The organism is Amycolatopsis sp. NPDC114504 (assembly GCF_055633595.1).
On the sequence record NZ_JBVKDU010000002.1, the window covers coordinates 65,817 to 91,416 of the forward strand.

A 25,600-nucleotide genomic window follows, 5' to 3' on the forward strand; every position below is an offset into this window, starting at 1 on the left:
CGCCGCGGCGTCGCGGTCGAGACACTGTAGCCAATACCCCATCCGGGGTCCGCCACGCGTCGGCATTGAGCGTGATCCGTCCCACATTTCCCTCGTCAGCTCGGTGGCCGGTCAGGTCAGGTGCGACGTGTCGTTGACCAGCCGGACCGAAGCGTTCCCGTCGGGGTAGAACTCGACGATCGACAGCGACGCCAGGTCCAGGTGCAGCCGGAACAGCAGCTGCGGGCCGGCGTCGAGGCCCATCCGCAGCAGCGTCTTGATCGGCGTCACGTGGCTGACCAGCACCAGCGTCTTGCCACCGTGCTCGGCGATGAGCTCGTCGCGGGCCTTGCGGACGCGCCGGTGGACGACGTCGAAGCTCTCCCCGGCGGGCGGCGGCACCGAGCTGTCGCCCAGCCAGGATGAGTGGAGCTCGGGGTCGCGGTCGGCCGCTTCGGCGAAGGTCAGGCCCTCCCAGTCACCGAAGTCGGTCTCGATGAGCCCGGGGTGGGTCTCGACGCGGCCGCCGAGCGCGTCGGCGACGGCCTGCGCGGTCTGCTTCGTGCGGGTCAGCGGCGAGGAGATGATCGGGACGGCCTCGCCACCGACGCCGCCGTCGACCAGGCCGTCCATCGCGGCCAGCCGCTTCGCCGCCGCGGCGGCCTGCGACCGGCCCAGCTCGGTCAGCGGGACGTCGCCGCGGCCGGAGTAGCGGCGCAGCGCCGACATCTCCGTCTGGCCGTGACGCAGCAGGAGCAGCCGGGTCGGCGTGCCTTTCGCGCCGGTCCAGGCCACGGTCGCGCGGTCCGGCTTCCGGGTCGGCAGCTTCGGCGCGGGCTTCCCGGCGGCGGGCTTTCCGGTGGCCGCGTCCATGGCTTCGTTGGCCAGCCGGTCGGCGTGGGAGTTCTGCGCCCGCGGGATCCACTCGTACTTGACGCGGGAGAAGCCGGCGGCCAGCTCCTTGGCCCGCTCGGCCAGCGGCTGCATGTCCGGGTGCTTGATCTTCCAGCGCCCGGACATCTGCTCCACGACGAGCTTCGAGTCCATCCGGACGTCCACAATGGACGCCCCGAGCTCGGCCGCGGCGGCCAGCCCGGCGATCAGGCCGTTGTACTCGGCGACGTTGTTGGTGACGACGCCGAGACTTTCCTTGCGCTCGGCGAGGACCTCGTCGGTCGCGGCGTCCTTGACGACCGCGCCGTAGCCGGCCGGGCCGGGGTTGCCCCGCGAACCGCCGTCCGCCTCGATGACGACGTGCGAAGTCACAGACCCGACTCCATGGTCCGGACCAGCACCGCACCGCAGTTCTCGCACTGGATGACCTCGTCCTCCGGCGCGACCTTGATCTCGGCGATCGTGTTGCGGTCCATCTCCAGCTGGCACGCGCCGCAGCGGCGGGCGCGCAGCAGCGCGGCGCCGATGCCCTTGTGCTCGCGGACGCGCTCGTACAGCTTGAGCAGCGGCTCCGGGAAGCGCGGCAGCAGCTTCGCGCGGTCTTCGTCGCGGCGGGCGCGGGTGGTGTCGAGGTCCTTGAACGCCTCGTCGCGGCGGGCGACCGCGGCGGCGACCTCGGCCTCGGCCTTGTCGACCTCGGCGCCGGTGCGCTGCGCGTCCAGGCCGAGGGCCTCGCGCTGCTCCATCAGCTCCAGCAGGTCGTCCTCCAGCGCGCTCTGCCGGCGCTGCAGGGTCTGCAGCTCGTGCTCGATGTCGGTCATCTGCTTCGCGTTGACCGAGCCGCCCGCCAGGAGCTTGCGGTCGCGGTCCTCGCGGGCGCGCACCGACTCGATCTCCTTCTCCTGCCGGGCGATCTCGCGGTCGAGGTCGGAGGCGGCGGTCTCCACGGAGACGAGCGCGTCGCGGCGCTCGCGGGCCGTCTTCTCCCCCGCGTCGATCTCGGCCAGCTCGGGCAGGGTGCGACGGCGGTGCGCGGTGCGCGAGAGCTCGGCGTCCACCTTGGCGAGCTCGAGCAACTGACGCTGCACGGCGGGTTCGGCCTTCACGGTGCTCCCTCTAGATCGATGTGCGCTCGGCGCGGACGTTCCACGGGTCGGTGCACCGCGTGGAGACGTAGGTGTCGACGTTACCCGCAAACGCCTCCGCCACGACCGCCGAGGCTTGCCCGCACCAGGGCCATTCGCTGGCCCAGTGGGTCAGCCCGACCAGCACGGGCACGGCGCCCGGGTTCGCGAGGTGCTCACCGGCGGGGTGATGCCGCAGGTCGGCGGTGACGAAGGCGTCGACGCCGGCCGCGGTGGCCTGCTTCAGGTAGGAGTCCCCGGCGCCGCCGGACACCGCGACGGTGCGGATCGGGCGGTCGGCGTCGCCGGCGCCGAGGACCCCGGGCACGGTCGCGGGGAGGGCGTCTGCGACGCGCTGGACGAACATCGCGAACGGCTCGGCTTCGGGCAGTTCGCCGAGGCGGCCGATGCCGGTGACGCCGTCTTCGTTGGGTGCCAGCGGACCGGTCACGCGCAGCCCGATCGCCCGCGCGAGCGCGTCGGAGACACCGGGGTCGGCGGAGTCGGCGTTGGTGTGCGCGCAGTGGAGGGCGATGCCTTCGCGGATCATCCGGTGCACCAGCGAGCCCTTGGCGGTGTCCGCGGGGACGCCGTGCACGCCGCGCAGCAGCAGCGGGTGGTGCGCGACGATCAGCTGCGCGCCGAGGTCGGCGGCTTCGTCGACGGTCTCGGCGACCGGGTCGACGCAGAACAGCACGCGCGTGACGGGCTCGGCGGGGTCGCCGCAGACGAGGCCGACGGCGTCCCACGACTCGGCGAGCGCGGGCGGGTAGGCCTGGTCCAGGACGGTGATGATTTCGGAAAGCGCGGGCACCGGGGGATCTTCGCATGTACGGTCGCGAGCCATGCGAGTACTGGCTGTGCTCTTCGCGGTGGTGTCCGGCCTGGTCCTGGCTTCGGTCCCGGCCTCGGCTTCGAGCGCTTCGCTGTGGCAGCTGACGGACCTGGCGGCCCAGCGCGTCGCGATCGCCGACAAGGTGGCGGCGGCGAAGTACGGCACGCCGTCCCCGATCGACGACCCGGTGCGCGAGCAGCAGATCTACGACTCGGTGGCGGCGCGGGCCCCGGAGCTGGGCCTCGACCCGGCGGACGCGGTGCGGTTCTTCCACGCCCAGATCGAGGCGAACAAGGTGGTCCAGCGGGGGCTGTACGCGCGCTGGGACGCGCACCCGTCGGAGGCGCCGACGACGAAGCCGGACCTGGGCGAGATCCGCCCGGTGATCGACCGGCTGAACACGGGGCTGCTGACGGAGCTGAGCGCCACGCTCGCGGCGCGGAAGGCCCGTTCGTGCCCGGCACGTCAGCTGGTGGCGGCGGGCGTCGCGGACGTGGTGCACCGCTTCGACGTCCTGCACGCGCGGGCGTTGAACGAGGCGACGTCGGCGACCTGCATCACCCGTTAGGGGCGCCCCGGCGGCGGGTCCACCGCCGCCGCCGCGAGCGCCGGGTGGAGTGTCAGTTGCAGTTGCCGCAGCAGCCGCAGCCCTGACCCGTGCACTTCGAGCAGCATCCGTGCATGATCGCTTTCCTTCCGGTTCGCGTCCTCGCGCAAACGACGCTAAGTGGCCGCGGCGGTGAGCGGGTACCGCCGAGCGAGCGGGTGACCGGGTGAACCGGCCGGTTACGCTCGCGAGGTGACGCACCTCGTCTTCGTCTGCTCCGGCAACATCTGCCGCTCCCCGATGGCCGAGCTCGTGTTCCGCGCCCACCTCGACGACGCCGGCCTGGCCGACGCCGTCCGCGTGTCCAGTGCCGGCACCGGCGGCTGGCACGAAGGGGAACCCGCCGACAAACGCGCTCGGGCCACGCTCAAAGCCCACGGCTACCCGACCGCGCACGTCGCTTCCGAAGTCTCGGACGAAGACCTCGGCGCCGACTTGCTGCTGGCCGCCGACGAAGGGCACGCGGAGTTCCTGCGGTCCCGCGTCGACGACCCCGCGAAGGTGCGGCTGCTGCGGTCGTTCGACCCGTCGGCCCCCGAAGGCGCCGAAGTCCCGGACCCCTACTACGGCGGTGACGACGGCTTCGAAGACGTCCTCGGCATGATCGAACGCTCGGTGCCCGGTTTGCTGGATTGGGTGCGTTCGCGCGGGTAGAAGTCACAGGTGACGGAGGTCGGCGGGCGGCCGGGGCTGGGCACGGCCTACCGTGGTGGGGTGCGGTTGAGGTTCCTGCTCAAGCCCGGGTGGCTGGCGCTGACGGTGGTGGTGTTCACCTTCGCCATCTGCTGCTTCACGCTGCTTTCACCGTGGCAGTTCAGCCGCAACACCGAACGCCTCGAGCAGAACTCCGCGCTAGAGGCGTCGTTCACCGCGCCGCCCCTGCCGCTGACGCAGCTGCTGCCGCCGGGAAGCGCGCCCGACCAGCACACGGAATGGCACCTCGTCTCGATCACCGGCCAGTACCTCGCGGACAAGGAAGTCGTCGCGCGGCTGCGGACCGTCCAGGGCGAGGGCGCCTTCGAGGTGCTGACGCCGCTGCGGACCACCGACGGCACGGTCGTCCTGGTCGACCGCGGGTACGTCCGGCTCGACAGCAAGTCCGGCGTGCTGCCGTACGCGCCGCCGCCGGCCGGGACCGTTTCCGTGACGGCCCGGGCGCGCGCCGACGAGACCGACCCGAAGAACCGGGACGCGTTCGCCGACGCCTCGACCGGCGGGCAGCTGCAGAGCTACGTCGTCGACTCGCGGGTGGTCGCGCGGGCGGGGAAGCTCGACATCCGGCCGGGGTACTTCCAGCTCGACACGAACCAGCCCGGCGTGCTGGGCGCGCTGCCGCTGCCGCAGACCGATTCGGGGCCGTTCCTGTCGTACGCGCTGCAGTGGATCGCGTTCGGCGCGATGGCGCTGCTGGGCTGGCTGTACTTCACGGTGCGTGAGCTGAAGCCGGGTGGCGCGCTCGTCTCCGAGGAGGCGCCGACGCGCCGGAAGTCCGTCGCGGAGATCCTCGCCGAAGACGAGCTGGCCGAAAGTGGCCATCAGAAGTAGCTCGTTATTGGCCCTTCTTCCGGGCCACTTGTCGGCGTGACACTGGGATCATGCTGATCCACCCGTGGGACGCCGCTTCGGACGACGAATGGCGCGAATGGCTGTCCACGCACGACTTCGGCCAGCTGATCGCCGGCGGCACGGGCCGCGACCTGCCGGTGGTGACCCCGGCGCACTTCGCGTTCGACGGCGACCGCACGGTGTTGACGCACCTGGCGCGGCCGAACCCGATCTGGCCGCTCCTGGAGGAGCACCCGCGAGCGCTGCTGACGGTGGTCGACGACTACACGTACGTCCGCGCGGACTGGAACACGACGGCGGACCCGGCCTTCGGCGTCCCGACGTCGTACTACGCGACGGTGCAGCTCGAAGGGGACGTACGGCTGGTCGACGACCCGGAAGCGAAGGCCGCGTTGCTGGAGAAGCAGTTGCGCCACTTCGAGACCGACGGCGCACGAGCGCGGGTCAGCGCCGCGCCGGAGTCTTCGGACCGGCGGTTGCTGCCGGGGATCCGCGGGATCGAGTTCACGATCACGGGCGTGCGGGCGAAGTTCAAGTTCGGCGGCAACAAGACGGCCGAAGACCGGGAGCGGATCGGTTCCCGGTTGGCCGAGCGCGGTGGCCGGCTGGACGCGGAGGCGTTGACGCAGCTGCGCCGGCGCGCCTGACGGGGACCCCACCCCGCCGGAGCCGGGCAGGATCCGGTGCATGACGCACTGGGGAATCCGGCCCGGGCCGCGTGGAGCGGCCGCGCTCTTCCACGAGCTCGAACGGATCCGCGCCACCGCCCGGGTGCTCGACCGCGCGCTGGGTGAGGTCGTCATCGACCGGCGCAGAGCGGAGATCCGGGCGCAAGCGCGTGCTTTCGCCGCGGAGCTGCGCGCGACCGCACACCGTCACGATGCGGGGCCGCACCTCGAACCGGCCGCCCGATGCGCGCTGGACATCGCGGCCGGCTTGCCCCTGCTGGGCAACCGGTACGCGACCCTGGTCCGGGCCCGCGACTCGGGTCAGGCGGTCGAACGGGCTGTGGTGGCGGACCTCAGGTCGCGGCTGGCCGCGGCGGTCGCGGGGATCACGGCCGACCTGTCGGACCTCGATCTGTCCGGCTTCGGCCTGTCGAGTCGTGAGCTTTCCCAGCCGGGGACCGGTGACCTGCGCCGGCTGCGGGGCATCGTGTGGACGGCGAAGACGATCTGGCCGCCGGGGCTGGCGCCCAGGGTTCGCGCGCGCTCGCACGAAATCGCCGTGGGCGTGTTCCGCGTCGAGCCGGGCGCTCCGGGCGAGCCGGCGCCGGTCCGGCTGCCGCGGCTCGACTCGCTGGACGTCGAGTTCGGGTGGCAGCTCGCCGAGAGCCTGTTCGCGGAGATCGACCTCGACGCCGCCGCGATCGGGTACGGCGCCGACGGCACCGCGCTCGACGGCTACGACGTCTTCTTCAACAACGTGCGCAGCCCCTGCGGCGGTATCCGGCAGGCGCGGCGGGACGAGGACGCGAACGAGGACCTGATCCGGATCTCGTTCCGCGAACTGGACGCCGACGTGCGGAAGATCGAGTTCGTCGTGACCATCTACGACGCCGCCACCCGCGGTTTGAGCTTCGCGCTGATCGAGGACCCGTACCTCCGGCTCGTCGGTCCGGACGGCGTCGTGCCGGCCGGCCACGGGCCTGACGGCCTCTCCGACGGCACCTCGGCGGTCTGGGGCTCGCTGCGCCGCGACCGGCGTGGCTGGTCCTTCCACCCGGAAGCGCGCGACCACCGGGGCTGGTGACGATCAGCGCGAGCGGCGCCAGAGCCCGGCGACCACCGCGAGCACCACCGACGTCACCCCGGCCAGCCACCCGACCACCCGGGACAGCTCCACCGCCCGCGTCACATGCCCCGCGTCCGGGTTCCGCCCCACGCCCAGCACCGGCAGCTCCGCCACTCCGTGCGGGTAGACCGTCCGCCCGCCGACGCGGACCTCCAGTGCTCCCGCGAAGGCCGCCTCCACGCGGCCCGCGTTCGGGCTCGGGTGGGCGATCGTGTCGCGGCGCCAAGCGCGCCACGCTCCGCCCGCCGAACCGCCGACCACCGGGGCCGCCAGTACCGTCAAGCCGGCCGCCACGCGGGTCGGGACCAGGTGGACCAGCTCGTCGAGCCGGTCGATCGCCCAGTGGCCCTGACGTCCCAGGCGCGACCCGCGGAGCAGGCTCACCGCCCGCGCGCCGAGCAGGCCCGGGACCCCCGCCACCGCGCCCCAGACCAGGGGCGCCACGACCGCGTCCGACGTGTTCTCCGCCAGCGTCTCCACCGAGGCCCGCGACAGCCCCACCAGCTCCAGGCCGTCGGCCACGCGGGGGTCCAGTTCGGACAGTGTCGCGCGCGCCGGGTCGAAGCGGGACTCCTCGAGGTCGCGCGCCAGCTCCGTGCCCTGCAGGGCCAGCCCGGCGGCACCGAGCACCGCCCACGTCGACACCGCCGTCGCCGTCGCCTGCACCAGCGGGCGGCCGCGGCCGGCGCGCTCGAGCAGGAGACCGCCGGCCACCACGGCGCCGGCCACCACGATCGCCGGGCCCTGCGGGAGCCGCCGGAACGCCGTCACCGGAGGCCGGCGGCGCGGGTCGCCGAGGGCACCGTCGGCCGCCACGCCCAACACCAGTCCGATCGCGCGCGCCGCGCTCACCCGTGCCCCCCGGCAGAAGAAAGTCCAGTTCCCGAGGCAGGCTACTCGCCCTCGGGACACCGCCTTACTCGACCAGCGCCGCGATCTCCTCGCGCGCCTGGACGACGATGTCGCGCATCGCCCGCTCCGCCCGGTCCGCGTCGCCCGCCGCCACCGCCGCGGCCACCTCCAGGTGCAGCGCCACGGCATCGGGCTGCGGCTCCGGCGGCATCAGCCCGTGCCCGGTCCGCCCGGTGAGCACCTCCGCGACGACCTCGGACAGCTGCGCGAACATCGGGTTCCGGGACGCGCCGAGCAGCAGGTCGTGGAACGCGATGTCGAACTCGAGGAACGTCGTGAGGTCGCGCGCCCGGGCCGTCCGCGCCAGCCGCTCCCCCAGCGCGCCGAGGCGGCCGCGCTCCTCCGGCGTCGCGCGCAGGGCCGCGTACCGCGCCGCGCACGGCTCGATCGCCGACCGCAGCTCGTTCAGCGTCGCCAGCGCCGCCGGGCGCGCCGGGCCGTCGAGCTGCCAGCGGATCAGCCGCGGGTCGTAGTGGTTCCACTCGGCCGGCTCCCGGACGATCACGCCGACCCGGCGCTTGCTGCTGGTCAGCCGCATCGTCTCCAGCACTCGGACGACTTCGCGCGCCACCGTCCGCGAAGCGCCGAAGCGCTCTTGAAGCTCTTCGGAGCGCAGGACGGTGCCTGGTGGCAGCGCTCCGTTGGCGATCGACGCGCCGAGGGCGTCCAATACCTGCTCGTGTCCCACTCGGCCAACCTAGTCGTCTGATTCGATTAAGTAGTACTTCATCTTGAATAAGTAGTACTTTTTAGTTTGACTCACCTGGGCACAACGACGTGGGAGGTGCGGATGACCGTCATCGTGGTGATGGGGGTGTCAGGCTCCGGCAAGACGACGATCGGCACGGGACTCGCGACCGCGCTGGACGTCGAGTACGCCGAGGCGGACACGTTCCACCCGCAGGCCAACATCGACAAGATGACCGCGGGGCACCCGCTGACCGACGAGGACCGCGCGCCCTGGCTCGAGGCCATCGCCGGCTGGATCCGCGAGCACCAGGCGTCCGGCGGGGTCGTGACGTCGTCCGCGCTCAAGCGCCGGTACCGCGACGTGCTGCGGACCGGCGGGAACGTCTGGTTCGCCCACCTGAAGGGTGATCGCGAGATCCTCGCCGAGCGAATGAAGTCCCGCTCCGGCCACTTCATGCCGGTGTCGCTGCTGGACTCCCAGCTCGCCGACCTCGAACCCCTCGAGCCGGACGAGCCCGGCGCCGTCTTCGACATCCGCGAAACACCGGCCGAGATCACCGAGGCCGCCCTCACCGCCTTCCGGGAGCGTTCATGACCACCGTCCTCGCGGCCGCCTGGACCGGCCACGACACCCGGCTGATCACCGCGACCGTCGCCGCGATCGCCGTCATCGTCGTGCTGATCACGAAGGTGAAGCTGCACCCGTTCCTGTCGCTGGTGCTCGGTTCGCTCGTGCTCGGCCTGACCGCCGGGATGCCGATCGCCGACGTCATCAAGAAGTTCTCCGCCGGCGTCGGCAGCACGGTCGCGTCCGTCGGCATCCTGATCGCGCTGGGCGCGATGCTGGGCAAGCTGCTGGCCGACTCCGGTGGCGCGGACCAGATCGTCGACACCGTGCTGGGCAAGGCCAAGGGCGCCGCGCTGCCCTGGGCGATGGCGCTGGTCGCGGCGCTGATCGGGCTGCCGATGTTCTTCGAGATCGGGCTCGTCATGCTCATCCCGGTGGTGCTGCTCGCGGCCAAGCGCACCGGGAAACCGTTGATGCTGCTGGGAATTCCGGCCGTCGCCGGCCTGTCGGTGCTGCACGGCCTGGTCCCACCGCACCCGGGCCCGCTCGCCGCGGCGGGCGCGCTGAACGCGAACGTCGGGGTCACGCTGGCGTTCGGCCTGCTGGTCGGCATCCCGACGCTGGTCATCGCGGGCCCGCTGTTCGGCAAGCTGGCGGCCCGGCTCGTCCCGGACGCGGCCCCGCCCGAGCGGCTGATCCCCGAGCGGGCGGACCCGGACAAGCCGCGTCCCAGCTTCGCGGCGACGTTGACGACGGTGCTGCTGCCGGTCGTGCTCATGCTGGCGAAAGCGCTCTCGGACATCCTGCTGGCCAAGGACAACGGCGCCCGGAAGGTCCTGGACTTCATCGGCGACCCGCTGATCGCGCTGCTGGCGGCGGTGCTGGTGGGCATGGTGCTGCTGGGCCGCCCGGCGGGTCTCGGCCGCGAAAAGCTGTCCACTGTGGTCGGTGACTCGCTGGGCCCGATCGCGGGCATCCTGCTGATCGTCGGCGCGGGCGGCGGCTTCAAGCAGACCCTGGTCGACGCGGGCGTCGGCGACGTCATCACGGGCCTGGCCAAGGACGCGAACCTGTCCCCGCTGCTGCTGGGCTGGCTGGTGGCGGTGGCGATCCGGCTGGCCACGGGCTCGGCCACGGTGGCGACGGTCTCGGCGGCGGGCATCGTCGCACCGCTGGCGGCGGGGATGGACCCGTCGCAGAGCGCGTTGCTGGTCCTCGCGATCGGCGCGGGGTCGCTGTTCTTCTCGCACGTCAACGATGCCGGGTTCTGGCTGGTGAAGGAGTACTTCGGGCTGTCGGTCGGGCAGACGCTGAAGAGCTGGTCGGTGATGGAGACGCTGATCTCGGTGGTGGCGATCGCGCTGATCCTGCCGCTGTCGCTGATCGTCTAGCGCTTGGTCCGAAGAAGGCCGCCACCTGGCGAGGGTGGCGGCCTTCTTCGTCCGTTGACATGTGACCTTTTGGTCACCTATTCTCGTCGACGTGCCCGACGACGACCTGGTGTTCAAGGCGCTGGCGGATCCGACCCGCCGGTTCCTGCTCGACCTGCTCTTCGAGCGCGACGGCCGCACGCTCACCGAGCTGGAAACCCAGGTCGACATGACCCGCTTCGGCGTCATGAAGCACCTGAAGCTCCTGGAAGAGGCCGGGCTCGTCGTCGCGCGGAAGGAAGGGCGGGAAAAGCTGCACTTCCTGAACCCCGTGCCCATCCGGCAGATCCACGACCGGTGGATCGACAAGTACACCGAACGCCACGTCACCGCGTTGCTCGACCTCAAGAACGAACTGGAAGGCGAAGAACCATGACGACCACCGTGCAGGTCCACCGCGTCTACATCAAGGCCACCCCGGAGCGCATCTGGGAAGCCATCACCAAGCCCGAGTGGACGCAGAAGTACGGCTACACCGGCCTCGCCGACTTCGACCTCAAGGTCGGCGGCAAGCACCGCACCCGCGCGACGCAGGAGTTCATCGACGCCGGGATCACCGGTGACCTCGTCGACGGCGAAGTCCTCGAGGTCGATCCGCCGCGCAAGCTCGTCATCACCTGGAAACTGCTCATGGGCACCGAAGGGATGGACGCCGAGCCCTACACGACGCTCACCTACGACATCGAGGCGACGAAGACCGCCGGCACCAGACTGACCGTCACGCACGACCTCACCGGCGCGCCGCTGACCGCCGAGATGGTCGCCGGGGTGCACGAAGACGTCAACGCCGGGCCGGGCGAGAACGCCGGTGGCGGCTGGGACTGGATCCTGTCGGACCTCAAGTCGCTGCTGGAGACCGGGGAAATCCTGGTCCCCGCGCCGTGAAAAGGGTCTGGTGGCCTGCCTCGCGCCGCTTCGAGGCAGGCCACCAGGTCTATGCGCGCTGGGTCGCTGCCTTCAGCGACGCCTTCGCGGCGTCCGACGCGCCCAGCGTGTCCAGTCCGAACAAAGCCGCTCCCACCACGGGGTTCACGTCGACGACGCGGACCACCGCACGCGGCGCGACCTTCAGGCACCGCCGCTCGATCTCCGCGATCACCGGCGCGCCGACCCCGGTCAGCACCCCGCCGCCGAGGACGATCTCCGGCGCGTCCGCCGTCAGGTCCAGGTTCCGCAGGATCACCGCCGCGAACACGCTGACCTCTTCGACGAACCGGCTGACGATGTCCGACGCGACCTCGTCGCCCGCCGCCGCCACCTCGAACAGCAGCGGGCACAGCCCGTGGATCGAGGCCGCGTCGATCTCCTCGAAGTGCAGGCCCTGCACGACGTCCAGCAGCGTCTGCTTCTCGAAGAACCCGGCCACGGCCGCCTCGAGCGCGGTCCGCGGGCCGCGGCCGTCCTCGGCGCGCACGGCCCACCACAGGGCCTCCTCGCCGAGCCGGTAGCCGCCGCCCCAGTCGCCGGAGATCTTGCCCAGCGCGGGAAAGCGGTGCACGCGGCCGTCCGGGCCGACGCCGGCGCCGTTGATCCCGGCCCCGCACACCACCGCGACGCCCACCCCCGCGCTGCCCGCCCGGAGCAGCGCGAGGGTGTCGTTCCCGACCGTCAGGGTGTCGCTCCAGCCACGCGCCGCGAGCGCCGCGTGCAGCGCCTCCTCCTCACGCGGGAAGTCCAGCCCGGCCAGGTACGCCGAGGTGTGGACCGCGCACGGCTTCTCCCCGAACTCGGGAAAAGCCTCCAGCACCAAGCCTTCCAGCGCCGTGACGCAGGCCGCGACGCCGATGTTCTGCGGCGACGCGCCGGGCCCGCGGGACTTGCCCAGCACCACGCCGTCTTCCGAGATCACGAGGACCTCGGTCTTGCTGTTGCCGCCGTCGATAGCGATGATGGCAGGCCTCATCCGCGCGCCCAGGGCAAGTACTCGCGGTTGATCTGCACCAGCGAATCGGCGAGCGTGTCGGCCTTCGTGTACTGGCCGACCAGCGGGTGCGCCAGGAGTGCGTCGGCGACGCGGTCGCGGCCGCCCTTGACCGCCGCCTCCAGCGCGAGGAATTCGTACGCCGTCGTCGCCGCGATGAGGCCGGAGAACTGCGGCTCCACCGGCGTCTGCGCGATCGGCGTCGCACCGTTGGAGTCCACAGTGGACCGTGCCTCGATGACGGCGTCGTCCGGCAGGAACGGGAACGTGCCGTCGTTGCGGACGTTCACCACGTGCTCCTCGGCCGGTCCGCCCGCGGTCAGCGCGTGCACCAGCTGCACCGCGGCTTCCGAGTAGTACGCGCCGCCGCGCTTCTCCAGCGACTCGGGCTTGGTGTTCTGCTCCGGGTCGAGGTAGATCTTCAGCAGCTCTTCCTCGACGTCGGACACGACGTCCGCGCGCGGCCGTTCGGTGCGCTGCTTGGTGACCTGCTCGTCGTGCGCGTAGAAGTACTTCAGGTAGTACGACGGCACGACGTTCATCCGCCGCAACCACTTCTCCGGCACGCTGACCTCGTTGGAGAGGTAGTCGAGGTGCTGGTCCAGCAGCTCCGGCAGCCGGTCGGCGCCGTCGACGAGCGCACCGCGTTCCCAACTCAGGTGGTTCAGTCCGGTGTGGACGAGCTTGACGTCGTCCGCGCCGACGCCGAGCAGCTTCCCGAACTGGCGCTGCAGGTTGATCGCGACGTTGCACAGCCCGACCGCGTGGTGGCCCTCGTTGAGCAGCGCGCGGGTCACGATGCCGACCGGGTTGGTGAAGTTGACGATCCACGTGTCGTCACCGGCGATCTTGCGGACGCGGTCGGCGATGTCGAGCACCACCGGCACCGTGCGCAGCGCCTTCGCCAGCCCGCCCGCACCGGTCGTCTCCTGGCCGACGCAGCCGCAGGCGTGCGGGAACGTCTCGTCGGAGCGCCGCGCCCGCTGCCCGCCGACGCGCAGCTGGATCAGCACCGCCGACGCGCCGTCGACGCCCTCTTCCAGCGACTGCGTGGTCCGCACCCGCGCCGGGTGCCCGGCGTGGTCGAGGATGCGCTGGCTGAACCCGCCGACCGCTTCGACGCGGTAGGCGTCCGGGTCGACCAGCACGATCTCGTCGACGTCCAAAGTGGAGCGGCGGCCGGCGATCCCGTCGATCAGCTCCGGCGTGTAGGTGGACCCGCCACCGACGACTGCCAGCTTCATCCCTTGACTCCCGTGAATGTGATGCCCTTGACGAACGACTTCTGCGCGAAGATGAACAGCACGATCACCGGCGCCATGATCAGCGCGGTCGCCGCCATCGTCATGTTCCACTCGACGTGGTGCATGCCGCGGAAGGACGCGATCGCCAGCGAAAGCGGCCAGTGGTCCTGGTTTTCGCCCGTGTAGAGCAGCGGCCCGAAGTAGTCGTTCCAGGTGAACAGGAAGCAGAACATCGCGGTGGCCGCGATCCCGGGCTTGGCCATCGGGATGAGCACCCGGTACATCGCCTGGAACTCGTTGCAGCCGTCGATCTTCGCCGCTTCGAGGTAGTCCTTCGGAATGGTGAGGAAGAACTGGCGGAGCAGGAAGATCGAGAACGCGTCGAAGAAGAAGTACGGCACGATCAGCGGAACCAGCGTGCCGGTGAGGCCCATCCGGACCCACAGGTCGTACAGCGGCACGATGGTGACCTGGGGCGGCAGCATCATCGCGGCGACCGTGAGCATGAAGAACAGGTTCTGCCCGCGCCACCGCAGTTTCGCCAGCGCGTACGCCGCCGGGATCGCCGAAAGCAGCGCGCCGATGGTCGCCAGCGCCGAATACAGCAGGCTGTTGCCGAAGTACTCCAGCAGCGGCGCCTTCTTGAACACCGTGACGAAGTTTTCGAAGTGCCATTCGGTCGGCCACAGGCTCGCCGTCATCGCCTGGTCGCTCTTCATCACCGCGGTGAGGAACACGAACAGCAGCGGCAGCATGAAGATCACGCCGAGGGCGATCCCGGTCGCGTGCAGCGCGATCCAGGACAGCCGTTTGTCCCAGGTCCGCTTGAACCGCACCCGCGGCGGCACGCCCGCCGGTTTCTGCGGCGCTTCGGCCAGTGCGGTCATGCCCCCTCCTCCTGGTGCTGGGACTTGCGCAGCTGCCTGACGAGAATCCAGGTGAAGCCCGCGCTCACGATGAACAGCAGCACCGCCATCGCCGCCGCGTAACCCATGTTGAAATAGCGGAAGCCCTGGACGTACAGCCAGATCGGGTACGTCAGCGTCGAGTTCTGCGGCGCACCGATGAGCTTCGAGTTGCCGGCGACGTCGGCGGTGCCCGCGGACGCGGAGGCCGCCACGATCGCCTGCGTGAAGAACTGCAGCGCGTAGATGATCGAGTTGACCACGCCGAACAGCAGCACCGGCGAGATCGACGGCAGCGTGACGTGCCAGAACCGCCGGACCGGGCCGGCGCCGTCGAGCTCGGCGGCCTCGTACTGCTCGGTCGGGACGTCGAGCAGCGCGGCCAGGATGATGATCATCAGCTCGCCGGAGCCCCACAGCGCGAGCAGCGTCAGCGCGGGCTTCGACATGGCCGGGCTGTTGAACCACAGCCCGCCGTCGATGCCGATGAGCCGCAGGAACCGGTTCACCGGCCCGAATTCGGGGTTGAACACGAAGACGAACGCCAGTGTCGCCGCCGCGGGCGGGGCCAGGGTCGGCAGGTAGCAGAGCGTCCGGACCAGGCCCACGCCCGACTTGAGGCGGGAGATCACCGACGCGATGCCGAGCGAGAACACCACCCGGCACGTCGTCAGGATGACCACCAGCCACAGCGTGTTGTACGCCGCGACGCCGACGAGCGGCTCGGTGGTGAACATCCGGACGTAGTTGTCGAACCCGATGAACTGCGGCGGGTTGATCAGGTCGTACTTGGTGAAGGAGTAGTAGACCGTGGCGATCAGCGGGTAGCCGAAGAAGACCAGGAACCCGATGAGCGCCGGGGCCATGAAGAAGAAGACGGTCCGGCGGCGCTTGGCCCGGCGGGCCCCCGCCCGCGCCTTGGCAGGCGCGGCCGGGGAACCCTGGGCTTTTTCCGCGAGCGTGGACGTCATCCGCCCGCGCCCTTCTGCTTCAGTTCGTCGTTGATCTGCGCATCCACCTTCTTCAGGCCTTCGGTCAGATCGGGGATCGAGCCGGCCTGCCACTTCTCGGCGAAGTCGTTGACCGCCTTGAGGTGCGCGTCACCGATCGGCGTGGTCTGGTTCGACACGAGCTTGCCGCTGTCGTACATGTCGAGGAACGTCTTGAACTGCGGCTGCAGGTCGAGGCGCGGCGACGTCAGCGAGGCCTTCGTGCTGGGCACGTTCTTCAGGCCGTTGGCCATGTCCACCAGGGTGTCGGTGTCCAGGGTGACCTGCTTGATCAGCTCCCACGCCGCGCCGGGGTTCTTGGCGCCCTTGGGGATCGCGATGATCGTGCCGGTGGTGAAGGCACTGCCGTACTTGTCCGCCATGGTGGTGAGCACCGGGGCGGGCGCGGTGGCGTAGTTCAGGGTCGGCGCCTGGTCCTTGATGAACGCGGTGCGGAACTCACCGTCGTAGATCATCGCCAGCTTGCCCTTCTGGAAGCCGTTGTCGGCGGAGTACTCGTCCCCGAGACCGGCCTTGAACTTCTCGACCTTGTCGTGGCCGCCGAGCGCGTCGATCAGCTTCTTCTGGAACTCGAACATCGCCTTCCAGCCGGGGTTGGTGGCGAGGTCCGACTTGCCGTCCGGGCCGATGAACGGCGCGCCGAAGTTCGGCGCCCAGTACTGGGCCTGGTTGGCGTAGAACGGCATCGACGGCAGGAAGCCGGCGACCTTGATCGAGCCGTCCGCGTTGTACTCGGTCAGCTTCTTGGCGTCCTCGAGCAGCTCGTCCGTGGTCTTCGGCGGCGAGGTGACCCCCTTCGCCGCGAACATGTCCTTGTTGTAGTAGAAGCCGTAGACGTCGGCGAGCATCGGCATCGCGCACCGCTTGCCCTGGTACTCGGTGTAGTTGCGGACCGCCTCGGGGATCTGGTTGAGGTCGATCTTGTCGCGGTCGATGTAGGGCTTGAGGTCCTGGAAGCTGCCGTTGGAGCACCAGGCACCGAGGTTGTCGGTGTAGAAGGAGATCGCGACGTCGGGCGGGTTGCCGCCGCGGATCGACTGCGTGAGCTTGTCGTCGTCCTGGTTGCCCTCGTGCTTGATCTCGATGTTCGGGTACTTCGCCTTGAGCTTGTTGAGGCCCGCGGTGACCACGCCGTACTCGCGGTCGGTGAACTTGGAGTACACGGTGATCGTGAGCTTTTCGTCCTTGCCGGGCGCGGCGGCCGCGTCACCGCCGCCGCTCGGGGCGGCGGCGCCGGAGCAGGCGCTCGTCAGCAGGACGGACGCCGCGGCGGCGACCACTAACAGGGCGCCTCGGCGGGTCCGGGTGGTAGGGGGCATGGCCCTCCTCCTCATCGGTTGGGGCTACTCGGTTGGGGACGGGGCGGAACGGGTGTTCGGGAGGGCCTCCGGGGTCTTGCCGAGTGGCTCTCCGACCGCGGGCCTGCGCGACCCGAGGAGTGTGGGGGTGACGACGCCGAAGACGTCCTCACGGGCGGTGGCCAGCGCGGACTGCAGCGCGCCGGCGCGGACGGCGTTGCCCTGCACCGAAGCGCAGCCGACGGGCGTGCGCGGCAGGACGAGTTCGTGCAGCTTGTCCTGCACCAGCGCGGCGAAGCTCTCGCCGCCGGCGCGGCTGGTGTCACCGCAGAGGAGCACGAGTTGCGGGTCGGCGACGGCGACGAGGTTCGCGACACCACCGGCGACGCGCCTCGCGAGGTCGTGCCGGAAGGGATGGTCCGGCTCGGTTTTCGCGACGGCGTCCCAGGCGGTTTCGGCTTCGACGCCGTGCGCGGCGGCGAGCCGGCAGACGGCGGGCGAGTCGACGAGGTTGCCGAACCGGGCGCCGGCCTCGGGCCAGACGTCACCGGTGTCCACGGTGGCCGGGTCGGGCACGCGCATCCAGTCGATCTCGCCGCCCCCGCCGGTGGCACCGCGCAGCAGCCGGCGCCCGATGACGACCGCGCCGCCGACGCCTTCGGACAGCCACACCATGACGAAGTCGTCGACGTCCTGGGCCTGCCCGACGCTCATCTCTTCGACGGCGACGAGGTTGACGTCGTTCTCGATGAGGACGTCGACGCCGAGGTCGTCGCTGAGCCGCTGGGGGACGTCGAAGCCGAGCCAGCCGGGGATGTGCGGGGCGGAGGAGAGCAGGCCGGTCCGCGGGTCGAAGGCCCCCTGAGCGCCGATGACGACGTGGGCGAGCTGCGTTCTGGTCAGGCCGGCTTCCCCGGCGACCTTCTGGAGGGCGTCCCCGAAGGTCCCGACGACATCGGCACCTTCGTGCACGGGCAGCGGGGTGCGGTACTCGGCGAGCACGATCCCGGCGACATCGGCGACGACGAAGTCCGCGATGTGCGGCGTGAGGTCCACGGCGGCGACGAAGGCGAGGCTGCCGTTGGCGGCCCAGAGCTGGGCGCGCGGCCCGCGTCCCCCACCGCGGACGCCGGCCTTGATGACGAGGTTGTCCTGCTCGAGCCGGGTGATGAGCTGCGCGGTGGCGGGCTTGGAGAGCCCGATGGCGAGCTCGAGCTCAGCACGCGTCAAAGGGCCCTCACGCAGGAGAACCTCGATGGCGGCGCGATCGTTGATCTCGCGCAGCATCCGCGGGCTACCGGCTCGCACTCGTCCCTCCGGACTTAATTAGGATACTTTACAGACGGTTTCGCAGGACTGTAGTGAGCCGGGGCACAGCCGTCAACGGGCTTCGGAAACGGCCAGGTAACGCTTGGGGTCGCACTGGGCCACGTGGCGGAAACACCGGTGAACGAGTTGCGCCGCGCTCACCGTGCCCGCCAATGCGCCCCAATGTGCCTTCGGTGCACAGGACGCAACAGAACGGCCCCGGCGGATCGCCGGGGCCGTTCGTGGTCGTGCGTGGTTACTCCTCCGCGTCCGCCCAGGCCTTGAGCATCACGCGGGCGATCGACGAGTTCCCCGGCAAGATGATCTCCGCCGCCCCATCAGCGATCGGTGTCGGCCGAGCGCCTTCGTTCCGCAGCGAGCTGTTCGCGAACGCCTCACGCACCTCGGCCCGCGACACCCACAGTGCCTCTTCGATCTCCCCGTCGGCGGGCACCAAGGAGGCAGCACGATCCGCCCGGGCCGTGAACCCCAGCATGATCGACCGCGGGAACGGCCACGGCTGGCTCCCGAGGTACCGGACGTCCGACACGCGCGCCCCCACCTCTTCGCGGATCTCGCGCAGGACGCACGCCTCCAGCGACTCCCCCGCCTCCACGAACCCCGCCAGCACCGAATACCGCCCGGCCGGCCAGATCGGCTGGCGGGCCAGCAGCACGTGGGATCCGTTGGTCCCCTCGAGAGAATGGACCAGGCAGATCACCGCCGGATCCGTGCGCGGGTACTCCTCACGCCCGTCGTTCGTGCACTTGCTCGCCCAGCCGAACTGGATCAGCTCCGTCGGGTGGCCGCAGCGGGTGCAGAACTTCGCCTGACGACGCCAGTTCCGCAGCGCCTGCGCCGTCGTGAACAGGCCCGCCGACGTGTCGTCCAGCAGGTCTCCGTACCCGCGCAGCTCGACCCAGATCTCGCCGTCCGCGCTCGGGACCTCCTCGACGAAGCCCCAGCTGCCCGCCATCTTCACCGTGCCGGCGTCGCCCGACGGGCCGCCCGGCAGCGACCAGTAGTCCGTGTCCTGCCACTCGCCCAGGAACACCGCGTCCGCCGGCGGCGACGTGCCGAAGTCGACGGCCTTGCGGAACGCCAAGACCGACGAGCCCTCGACGACCGGGGTGCGCCCGGTGTCGTCCAAGAGGACGACCCGGGCGTCGGCCCAGCGCGACAACAGCCGCGAAGGGTTGGTGCGCAAGCCTTCCTGACGGTCCACAGTGGACCTTGACAGGGTGGGCAGGTCACCGAGGGAGAACGGGACGGACATCAGGCCGGCTCGCCCACGACGACGTCGCCGAGGGACAGGAGCCTGCGCTCGAGCACCGCCGCGTCACCGACCACCACGCCGGTGAACCGCTTGGGGGCGAAGAACTTCAGCGCCGCTTCGGCCACCTCGTCGGCCGTCACCGCCGCCACCCGCGCCGGGTGCTCGGTGAGCCACTCCAGGCCCAGCCCGGTCGACGCCAGCGCCAGCACCTGGCCGGCCAGCCCGGACTGCGACGACGTCGACGTCAGCAGCGACCCGATCGCGTACTGCCGCACCGACTCCAGCTCGTCGCCGACCGGCGGGACCTGGCCGAGGCGGCCCAGCTCGTAGCGGGTCTCCAGCAGCGCCGGCGCGGTCGCGTCGGTCGCGGTGTCCGCGTCGACGTTGACCACCGCGGTGCCGTCGGTGAACTCGAACCCGGAGTGCGCCGAGTAGGTGTACCCCTTGTTCTCGCGGATGTTCTCCACCAGCCGCGACGAGAAGTACCCGCCGTAGGCCAGGTTCGCCAGCTGCAGCGCCGCGTAACCCGGGTCGGTGCGCGGCACGGTCTCCGCCGAAAGCCGGATCTGCGACTGCACGGCGCCGGCCCGCGGCACCAGCAGGACGCTCGGCCCGGTCAGCTCCGGCAGCGGCGGCAGCCGGTTCGCGGAACGGTCGGACGCCCAGCCGCCGAGCACCTTCTCCAGCTCGCCGATGACCGCCGCCGGGTCGATGTCGCCGACCAGCACCATGACCGCGCCGCGCGGCAGCACCGACGCCTGGTGCAGCGCCCGGACCTGCTCGGGCGTCACGACGGCGACGTCTTCGGCCTTCGGCACCTCGCGCGTGGCGGGGTGGTCGCCGTAGCGGTGCTTCTGCAGCGCCTCCCGCGCGATCGTGCGCGGCTGCGTGCGCGAGACGGCGATCCGCTCGACCAGCCGCTCCTTCTCGCGCGCGATCTCGTCGTCGGCGTAGGTCGCTCCGGTGAGGACGTCGCCGAGCACGTCGAGGAACGTCGGCAGCTTGTCGGCGAGCGCGGATCCGGTCAGCACCAGGCGTTCCGGGTCGACGCCGGCGCCGATGTCGCCGCCGATCAGCGCCAGCTCGGCGTCGATCTCGATGCGGTTGCGGCGCGCGGTGCCGGTCAGGATCGTCTCGGCGAGGACCTCGGACGTCGCCGGGTGCAGCGCGTCGTCACCCGCGAACGGGATCCACAGCCGCGCCTCGACCATCGGCACGGTCGCCTTGCGCACGGCCAGCACGCGCAGGCCGTTCGAGAGCTCGGTGTCCACATGGGACAGATCGCCGGCGGCGCGCTGCTCGCCGAGCGGCGGCAGCGGGCGCGGCCCCCGCGCGGTGCGGCCGATCTCCTCCGCGCTGCGGTGCGTTGCTGAAGTCACTGCTCGTTGGTCCCTTCCGAAGCGGGCTTGACCACCAGGACGGCGCGCGCGTCGGGGCGCAGCGCCTTCGCCGCCGCCGAAACGGCTTCCGAGGTGACGGCGGACATCCGGTCCGCGAGCTGGTAGACCAGCGACGCGTCGCCGTAGAGCAGCTCGAACGAGCCGAGCGCGAGCGTCCGGGAGACCAGCCTGTCGTGCTCGGAGTGCAGGCTCGCCGTCCAGCGGGCGGTGACCTTGCGCAGCTCCTGCTCGTCCGGCGGGTTCCCGGCGATCTTCTCGAGCTCGTCGTCCAGCGCGGCGAGCACGCGCTCGCGCGGCACCTCGTGCGGGTGGATCAGGGTGATGGTGAACGTGTCCGGGTCGCGGGCCTCGAACGGGCCGAACAGCCCGGCGCCGGCGCCGATGTCGACGACCAGCGGCTCCTTGTGGACCAGCCGCTGCTGCAGGCGGGAGCCGTCGCCGTCGGTCAGGACGCCGGCGAGCACGAGGTAGGCCAGGTAGCCGTCGATGTCGTTGATCGGGTCCGGCATCCGGTAGCCGATGCCGAGCGCGGGCAGCGGGGCGTGCGGGTCTTCGACCTCGCCGCGCAGCTCGGTGGTCGGCAGCGGCTCGGCGAAGGACGGGCGCTGCGGCGCGGGCCGGTGCGGGACGTCGCCGAAGTGCGTCTCGATCAGCTTCTTGGCGTTGTCGACCTCGAAGTCGCCCGCCACGGTGAGCACGGCGTTCGCCGGCGCGTAGAAGGTGTCGAAGAACGCGGCGCAGTCTTCGACCGTGGCGCTCTCGAGGTCTTCGAAGCCGCCGTAACCGTTGTGCGCGTTGGGGAACGTCGAGTACAGCACCGGCGGCAGGGTGATCCACGGGAACCCGCCGTACGGCCGGTTCAGCACGTTGAGCCGGATCTCCTCCTTGACGACGTCGATCTGGTTCGCCAGGTTCTCGGCGGTCAGCTTCGGCGCCCGCATCCGATCGGCCTCGAGGAACAGCGCGCGCTCGAGCGCGGCGCTCGGCAGCACTTCGAAGTAGTCGGTGTAGTCCGGGTGGGTGGACCCGTTGAAGGTGCCACCGCTGGACTGCACGTGCCGGAAGTGGGCGAGTTTTTCCAAGCTCTCGCTGCCCTGGAACATCAGGTGCTCGAAGAGGTGCGCGAACCCGGTGCGCCCCTCCGGCTCGGAGCGGAAACCCACGTCGTAGTGCACGCTGACGCCGACCACCGGCGCGGTCGCGTCGGGTGCGAGGACCACGCGCAGACCGTTGTCTAGGGTGTATCGGACGAGCTCGGGATCGGCCATGGCCCCACCCTACGACGACTGGCCCATTCCCCGCGTCCCGCCTCGTGAGTGAGAAACAGTGTTCTAACCCGGTTTCCCACTCACGAGGTCCCGGAGGCGGCCACGACGGGCCGCGGCGAACGTGCCCGCGAGCGCCGTCGCGAAGGATCCGGCCTGGTCAGGGGCGATGTCACCGTCGTGCCAGTACACCGGCGGCGGGTGGTCGAGGCCGGCGAAAGCGGCCACCCACGGGCCTAGTTCGCCCAGAGCTGACGCGTACGGCAGGCCGCGCGAGAACACCAGCTCCCGTTGCTGCTTGTCGAAGTCCTTCGCCCGGGTCTTGGCGAGCTCCTCGGCGACACCGCGGAGCCGGCGCGCGACCTCGGCGCCCGCTCGACGTCGCGCCGGCAGCGCCGCCGACGTCAGGACGGCGGCCGCCCCGGCCAGCATCAGGATGACGCCGAGCTGGGCGTACCCGGCGGTCAGCGCGAGCAGGACGGTCAGGAAGACGCCGTAGAAGACGACCCGGATCCCCGTGCGCCGGAGCCGCCCGGTCGCGAGCCATCCCCGGCCGGCGAGGTCGGCCGTCAGCTCCGCGTGGGGGATTTCGACGTGCTGCTGCCGCAGTTCGGCGAGAGTCACCGTCTCCGCCGGGAGCACGGCTTCGAACACGGCACGCTCGAACGCCGTGAGGTACTCGTCGGGTGGGTTGCGGCGGGTCAGCCGGGAGCCGTCGCTCACCCAGACGTAGTTGCGGACGGCGAGGTCGAGCACGGTCGCGGCCAGGTCGGCGGGCCCGGCGCGACCGTGCAGCAGCGCCCCGGTGTGCCCGGGCAGCACTCCGGCGGGGGACGCGAACTCGCCGTTCTTCGCGATCAGGCCGGCCTTCGGCGGGTCGCCGGTGTCACGGCGACGCGCGAACGCCACGAACGCGGCCGCGACCAGCAGCAGCGCGCCGAAACCGGCCCAGGCCCAGCCGACCGGGGCGGTGAGCACGAACGCGCCGGCGATCGTCTTGGCGGGGACGAGCTCCGCGTTCTCGGGGACGGTGCCCGCGGGCAGCTCGACGGTCGTCGTCATCCGCTGTCCCGCGGCCAGGTTCTGCTGGCTGAACCGCGTCAGACCGGCGTGGTCGATCTGCGCCGCGCCGCACTGGAAGTCGGAGTCCGGCGGTCCGGCGAGGCAGTCGACGGCGGTCGGGATCTTGGGCGCCGCGAAGGAGGCGCGGATGAACTTCAGGTCGGCGCTCCAGCCGCCGGCCAGCTCCCAGGTGACGCGGTTCCCGTCGACCGCACCGTCCACTGTGTACCGGACGATCGAGGTGCCGGCGGTGAGGTGGACGGTGAACGCGTCCTGATCGACGCTCGCCGTGCCGCTGCCTTCGAGGACGACGTCGCGGACGCCGTAGACGCGATCGCGGTGGTGCGGCGCGGCGACCCGCAGCGGGACGCGGCGGTCCATCGTGACGCCGTTGGGTACGGAGATCGCTTCGGCGACCGAGAGTTCGCCGTTCCGCTCGACTTTCAGCTGGATCTCGGCGCTCTGCGGCACGGTCGGCAGCGGCGGCTGGTCTTGCGCGCCCACCGGCGCCGCGGCCAGGAAGAGCGCCAGCACCGCTCCCGCGAGCACGGTCAGCGGGACGCGCGGGCGGACGCGGTGAGCAGCCCGTCGAGCGCCGTCAGGAACGACGGGAAGTGCGTGCCGAAGCGGCGCAGGTCCTGCTCGGTCTCCATGCCGCCGTACCAGTAGAGGCCGGCCGAGCCGTCCGACGCCGGGTTGAGCGTGGCGAAGGCGCCGAGCCAGCGTTCGGTGTCGCCCAGGACGACCGCGTACGGCAGCGAGCGCGAGAACACCATCTCGCGGTCGGCCGGCGGGATGTCCTCGGCCTTGGCGGTGTGCAGGTAGTCGAGCAGGCCGCGGACCTGGCCGACGAGCACCCGGCCGCGGGCGGTGCGCGAGGGCAGCAACGCGGCCGCCGCGGCGACGGCCAGCCCGGCCAGCGCGACCGCGACGCCGAGCAGCGCTTCGCCGACGGTGAAGGTGAGGACCGCGGTGGCGGCCGCGCCGAGCGCGAAGATGCCGGCGCCGAGCCAGGTCAGCCGGCCGCGGGCGGTGTCCGGGCGGCGGGAGAACCAGCGCTTGGTGACGACGTCGGCGTACATCGCGTCGCTGATCTTGCGCAGGTCGAGGCGGCCACCGGCGCGCAGCTGCGAGACGAGGACCGCGTCGGTGCCGGCGGGCAGCAGCGTCTCGTAGACGGCGCGTTCGAAGTCGTGGAGGTGCTCGTCCGGCGGGTTGCGGCGGGCGATCTGCCAGTCCTGCCCGGGCACCTCGGCCAGCCACAGGTAGTTGCGGACGGCGAGGTCGACGACGGTGGCGCTGATGTCGACGACGTCGACGGTCTCGTCGACGACGGTGCCGACCTGGCCGGGCAGGACGCCGTCCGGGCTGGCGAAGAAGACGCGGTCGCCGTCGCGGAGCAGGACCTCGACCGGCCCGGTGGCGGTGGTGAGCGCGCCGGCGTCCTCCTTGCGGCGGCGCTGGACGAAGATCCCGCCGGCGATGAGGAAGACAAGCAGGAGCGCGAAGACGATGCCGGTCAGCGGGGTGAAGGCGAAAGCGGTGGCGAAGAGGCCGACGTCGGCGAACTTCGCGTTGGCCGGGACGGTGTTCGCGGGCAGGCCGACGAGCAGGTCGACGCGGTCGCCGGGCTGGACGTCGTTCTGTTCGAGGCGGACGACGCCGGTGTGGTCGAGCTCGGCGAGGGTGCAGCGCTGGTTCGAGCCGATCGGGCCGGCGAAGCAGTCCACAGGGGACAGTCGCGGCGACGGCGCGAGGAAGGAGGCGGTGAGTTTCGCGACGGGAGCGTCGAAGCCGCTCGCGACCTGCCAGCGGGCTTGCTGCCGGCCGCTCTGGTCGGCGACGGCGCCGTCGACGGTGAACGTCACGGTCGACGTGCCGCCGGTGAAGGTGAGGACGAGCTGGTCACCGGTGAGCTGGCTGGTGGCGGCGCCGTCGGTCTTGATGTTCCGGGCCTGGAAGACGCGGTCCTGGTCGTCGCCCGCCGAGACCTTCAGGGGAACGCGCGAGGTCAGCTGCTTGCCACCGGGGACGGTGACCTTCTCGGTGACTTCGAGGGAGCCGTCGCGCAGGACCTTGAGGGCGACATCGGCGGTGGCCCCTTCGGTCGGCTGGACGTTCTCGCCGTTTTCGCCGTTGAGCTGCTGGGGCTTCTTGACCTGTTCGGAGGGCGCGTTCGGCAGGACGGGCCCGGCGGAGGGCCCGGTTTGCGCGGCGGCGGGCCCGGCGCTCACCAAGGCCACGACGACGACCGCGGCGGCTGTCCCCCATTTGCTCAACACAGCACCACACCCTAGAGCACCCGCTCTATGCTGACGCCCGGAACGGCGAGATCTCCGCAGGTACGCCGCTTCCGACGGGGAAATCGCACGGGGGGTTCCGCTTTCATGACGCAAGGCCCACAGGGTCCTGGCTCCGGTCCTGGCTCCGGTCCTGGCCCACACGACCCACGGCGGCCGCCGCCTGGGCGAGGCCCGCTGCCGCCGCCGGGAGTCCGGCCGCTGCCGCCACC

General features: G+C 71.2%; 25 protein-coding genes. 9 read left to right on the forward strand and 16 right to left on the reverse strand.

What is annotated here, in order from left to right:
- Window positions 1–111 precede the first annotated feature (111 nt).
- The 3 genes from ACZ7PG_RS11810 to ACZ7PG_RS11820 are packed head-to-tail and all read right to left on the reverse strand — an operon-like array spanning window position 112 to window position 2,811.
- Window positions 112–1,245: a bifunctional RNase H/acid phosphatase gene (locus ACZ7PG_RS11810; RefSeq protein WP_470239096.1), complete on the reverse strand. Its 1,134-nt coding sequence runs from the start codon at window positions 1,243–1,245 to the stop codon at window positions 112–114.
- Window positions 1,242–1,979: a zinc ribbon domain-containing protein gene (locus tag ACZ7PG_RS11815; RefSeq protein ID WP_470239097.1), complete on the reverse strand. Its 738-nt coding sequence runs from the start codon at window positions 1,977–1,979 to the stop codon at window positions 1,242–1,244. The genes ACZ7PG_RS11810 and ACZ7PG_RS11815 overlap by 4 nt, the downstream gene beginning before the upstream one ends.
- Before the next feature lie 10 nt (window positions 1,980–1,989).
- Entirely contained in the window at window positions 1,990–2,811 is an 822-nt protein-coding gene (locus tag ACZ7PG_RS11820; RefSeq protein WP_470239098.1) for a Nif3-like dinuclear metal center hexameric protein, read from the reverse strand.
- A gap of 31 nt (window positions 2,812–2,842) precedes the next feature.
- On the opposite strand from ACZ7PG_RS11820, the gene ACZ7PG_RS11825 reads away from it, so the two are divergent.
- The 5 genes from ACZ7PG_RS11825 to ACZ7PG_RS11845 all read left to right on the forward strand — a co-directional run bounded on the left by ACZ7PG_RS11825 (window position 2,843) and on the right by ACZ7PG_RS11845 (window position 6,757).
- Window positions 2,843–3,400 carry a chorismate mutase gene (locus ACZ7PG_RS11825; RefSeq protein WP_470239099.1) on the forward strand — a complete coding sequence of 186 codons (558 nt, stop codon included), beginning with the start codon at window positions 2,843–2,845 and terminating at the stop codon, window positions 3,398–3,400.
- Window positions 3,401–3,631: 231 nt separating this feature from the next.
- Window positions 3,632–4,093 carry a low molecular weight protein-tyrosine-phosphatase gene (locus tag ACZ7PG_RS11830; RefSeq protein WP_470239100.1) on the forward strand — a complete coding sequence of 154 codons (462 nt, stop codon included), beginning with the start codon at window positions 3,632–3,634 and terminating at the stop codon, window positions 4,091–4,093.
- A 60-nt stretch (window positions 4,094–4,153) separates the two neighbouring features.
- Window positions 4,154–4,984 carry an SURF1 family cytochrome oxidase biogenesis protein gene (locus tag ACZ7PG_RS11835; RefSeq protein WP_470239101.1) on the forward strand — a complete coding sequence of 277 codons (831 nt, stop codon included), beginning with the start codon at window positions 4,154–4,156 and terminating at the stop codon, window positions 4,982–4,984.
- A 50-nt stretch (window positions 4,985–5,034) separates the two neighbouring features.
- Window positions 5,035–5,652 carry an FMN-binding negative transcriptional regulator gene (locus ACZ7PG_RS11840; protein WP_470239102.1) on the forward strand — a complete coding sequence of 206 codons (618 nt, stop codon included), beginning with the start codon at window positions 5,035–5,037 and terminating at the stop codon, window positions 5,650–5,652.
- Window positions 5,653–5,692: 40 nt separating this feature from the next.
- Window positions 5,693–6,757 carry a TerD family protein gene (locus tag ACZ7PG_RS11845; protein ID WP_470239103.1) on the forward strand — a complete coding sequence of 355 codons (1,065 nt, stop codon included), beginning with the start codon at window positions 5,693–5,695 and terminating at the stop codon, window positions 6,755–6,757.
- 3 nt (window positions 6,758–6,760) lie between these two features.
- Here the strand turns inward: ACZ7PG_RS11845 and ACZ7PG_RS11850 are convergent, their stop codons facing one another.
- Together ACZ7PG_RS11850 and ACZ7PG_RS11855 are read right to left on the reverse strand one after the other, a co-directional pair.
- Entirely contained in the window at window positions 6,761–7,651 is an 891-nt protein-coding gene (locus tag ACZ7PG_RS11850; protein ID WP_470239104.1) for a cobalamin biosynthesis protein CobD/CbiB, read from the reverse strand.
- 64 nt (window positions 7,652–7,715) lie between these two features.
- The gene (locus ACZ7PG_RS11855) at window positions 7,716–8,399 is read right to left on the reverse strand and encodes a FadR/GntR family transcriptional regulator (protein ID WP_470239105.1); all 684 of its coding nucleotides are present in this window, start codon (window positions 8,397–8,399) and stop codon (window positions 7,716–7,718) included.
- Window positions 8,400–8,501: 102 nt separating this feature from the next.
- Between ACZ7PG_RS11855 and ACZ7PG_RS11860 the strand changes: the two genes are divergently transcribed.
- The 4 genes from ACZ7PG_RS11860 to ACZ7PG_RS11875 all read left to right on the forward strand — a co-directional run bounded on the left by ACZ7PG_RS11860 (window position 8,502) and on the right by ACZ7PG_RS11875 (window position 11,284).
- Window positions 8,502–8,996: a gluconokinase gene (locus ACZ7PG_RS11860; RefSeq protein ID WP_470239106.1), complete on the forward strand. Its 495-nt coding sequence runs from the start codon at window positions 8,502–8,504 to the stop codon at window positions 8,994–8,996.
- Window positions 8,993–10,360, forward strand: coding sequence for a GntT/GntP/DsdX family permease (locus ACZ7PG_RS11865; RefSeq protein ID WP_470239107.1), 1,368 nt, complete (start codon window positions 8,993–8,995; stop codon window positions 10,358–10,360). Before ACZ7PG_RS11860 ends, ACZ7PG_RS11865 begins: the two co-directional genes overlap by 4 nt.
- Before the next feature lie 91 nt (window positions 10,361–10,451).
- Window positions 10,452–10,775: an ArsR/SmtB family transcription factor gene (locus tag ACZ7PG_RS11870; protein ID WP_372672176.1), complete on the forward strand. Its 324-nt coding sequence runs from the start codon at window positions 10,452–10,454 to the stop codon at window positions 10,773–10,775.
- Window positions 10,772–11,284, forward strand: a complete 513-nt coding sequence (locus tag ACZ7PG_RS11875) for an SRPBCC domain-containing protein (RefSeq protein WP_470239108.1) — start codon at window positions 10,772–10,774, stop codon at window positions 11,282–11,284. Before ACZ7PG_RS11870 ends, ACZ7PG_RS11875 begins: the two co-directional genes overlap by 4 nt.
- Before the next feature lie 49 nt (window positions 11,285–11,333).
- On the opposite strand, the gene ACZ7PG_RS11880 is transcribed toward ACZ7PG_RS11875, so the two are convergent.
- From ACZ7PG_RS11880 to ACZ7PG_RS11930, 11 genes are all read right to left on the reverse strand, one after another.
- Window positions 11,334–12,302, reverse strand: coding sequence for an N-acetylglucosamine kinase (locus ACZ7PG_RS11880; RefSeq protein WP_470239109.1), 969 nt, complete (start codon window positions 12,300–12,302; stop codon window positions 11,334–11,336).
- Window positions 12,299–13,564, reverse strand: a complete 1,266-nt coding sequence (locus tag ACZ7PG_RS11885) for a 6-phospho-beta-glucosidase (protein ID WP_470239110.1) — start codon at window positions 13,562–13,564, stop codon at window positions 12,299–12,301. The genes ACZ7PG_RS11880 and ACZ7PG_RS11885 overlap by 4 nt, the downstream gene beginning before the upstream one ends.
- Entirely contained in the window at window positions 13,561–14,451 is an 891-nt protein-coding gene (locus tag ACZ7PG_RS11890) for a carbohydrate ABC transporter permease (RefSeq protein WP_364617005.1), read from the reverse strand. The genes ACZ7PG_RS11885 and ACZ7PG_RS11890 overlap by 4 nt, the downstream gene beginning before the upstream one ends.
- Window positions 14,448–15,440 carry a carbohydrate ABC transporter permease gene (locus tag ACZ7PG_RS11895; RefSeq protein WP_470239111.1) on the reverse strand — a complete coding sequence of 331 codons (993 nt, stop codon included), beginning with the start codon at window positions 15,438–15,440 and terminating at the stop codon, window positions 14,448–14,450. Before ACZ7PG_RS11895 ends, ACZ7PG_RS11890 begins: the two co-directional genes overlap by 4 nt.
- Window positions 15,437–16,798, reverse strand: a complete 1,362-nt coding sequence (locus ACZ7PG_RS11900; protein ID WP_470239112.1) for an extracellular solute-binding protein — start codon at window positions 16,796–16,798, stop codon at window positions 15,437–15,439. The genes ACZ7PG_RS11895 and ACZ7PG_RS11900 overlap by 4 nt, the downstream gene beginning before the upstream one ends.
- A 24-nt stretch (window positions 16,799–16,822) precedes the next feature.
- Window positions 16,823–18,064, reverse strand: coding sequence for an ROK family transcriptional regulator (locus tag ACZ7PG_RS11905; protein ID WP_470240734.1), 1,242 nt, complete (start codon window positions 18,062–18,064; stop codon window positions 16,823–16,825).
- A gap of 277 nt (window positions 18,065–18,341) precedes the next feature.
- Entirely contained in the window at window positions 18,342–19,361 is a 1,020-nt protein-coding gene (gene nudC / locus ACZ7PG_RS11910) for an NAD(+) diphosphatase (RefSeq protein ID WP_470239113.1), read from the reverse strand.
- Window positions 19,361–20,740: a M16 family metallopeptidase gene (locus tag ACZ7PG_RS11915; RefSeq protein ID WP_470239114.1), complete on the reverse strand. Its 1,380-nt coding sequence runs from the start codon at window positions 20,738–20,740 to the stop codon at window positions 19,361–19,363. The genes nudC and ACZ7PG_RS11915 overlap by 1 nt, the downstream gene beginning before the upstream one ends.
- Window positions 20,737–22,029, reverse strand: a complete 1,293-nt coding sequence (locus ACZ7PG_RS11920) for a M16 family metallopeptidase (protein WP_470239115.1) — start codon at window positions 22,027–22,029, stop codon at window positions 20,737–20,739. The genes ACZ7PG_RS11915 and ACZ7PG_RS11920 overlap by 4 nt, the downstream gene beginning before the upstream one ends.
- Window positions 22,030–22,092: 63 nt before the next feature.
- Complete coding sequence (locus ACZ7PG_RS11925) at window positions 22,093–23,622, reverse strand: DUF2207 domain-containing protein (protein WP_470239116.1); 1,530 nt, start codon at window positions 23,620–23,622, stop codon at window positions 22,093–22,095.
- Window positions 23,623–23,639: 17 nt separating this feature from the next.
- The gene (locus tag ACZ7PG_RS11930) at window positions 23,640–25,370 is read right to left on the reverse strand and encodes a DUF2207 domain-containing protein (RefSeq protein ID WP_470239117.1); all 1,731 of its coding nucleotides are present in this window, start codon (window positions 25,368–25,370) and stop codon (window positions 23,640–23,642) included.
- Window positions 25,371–25,600: the final 230 nt, after the last annotated feature.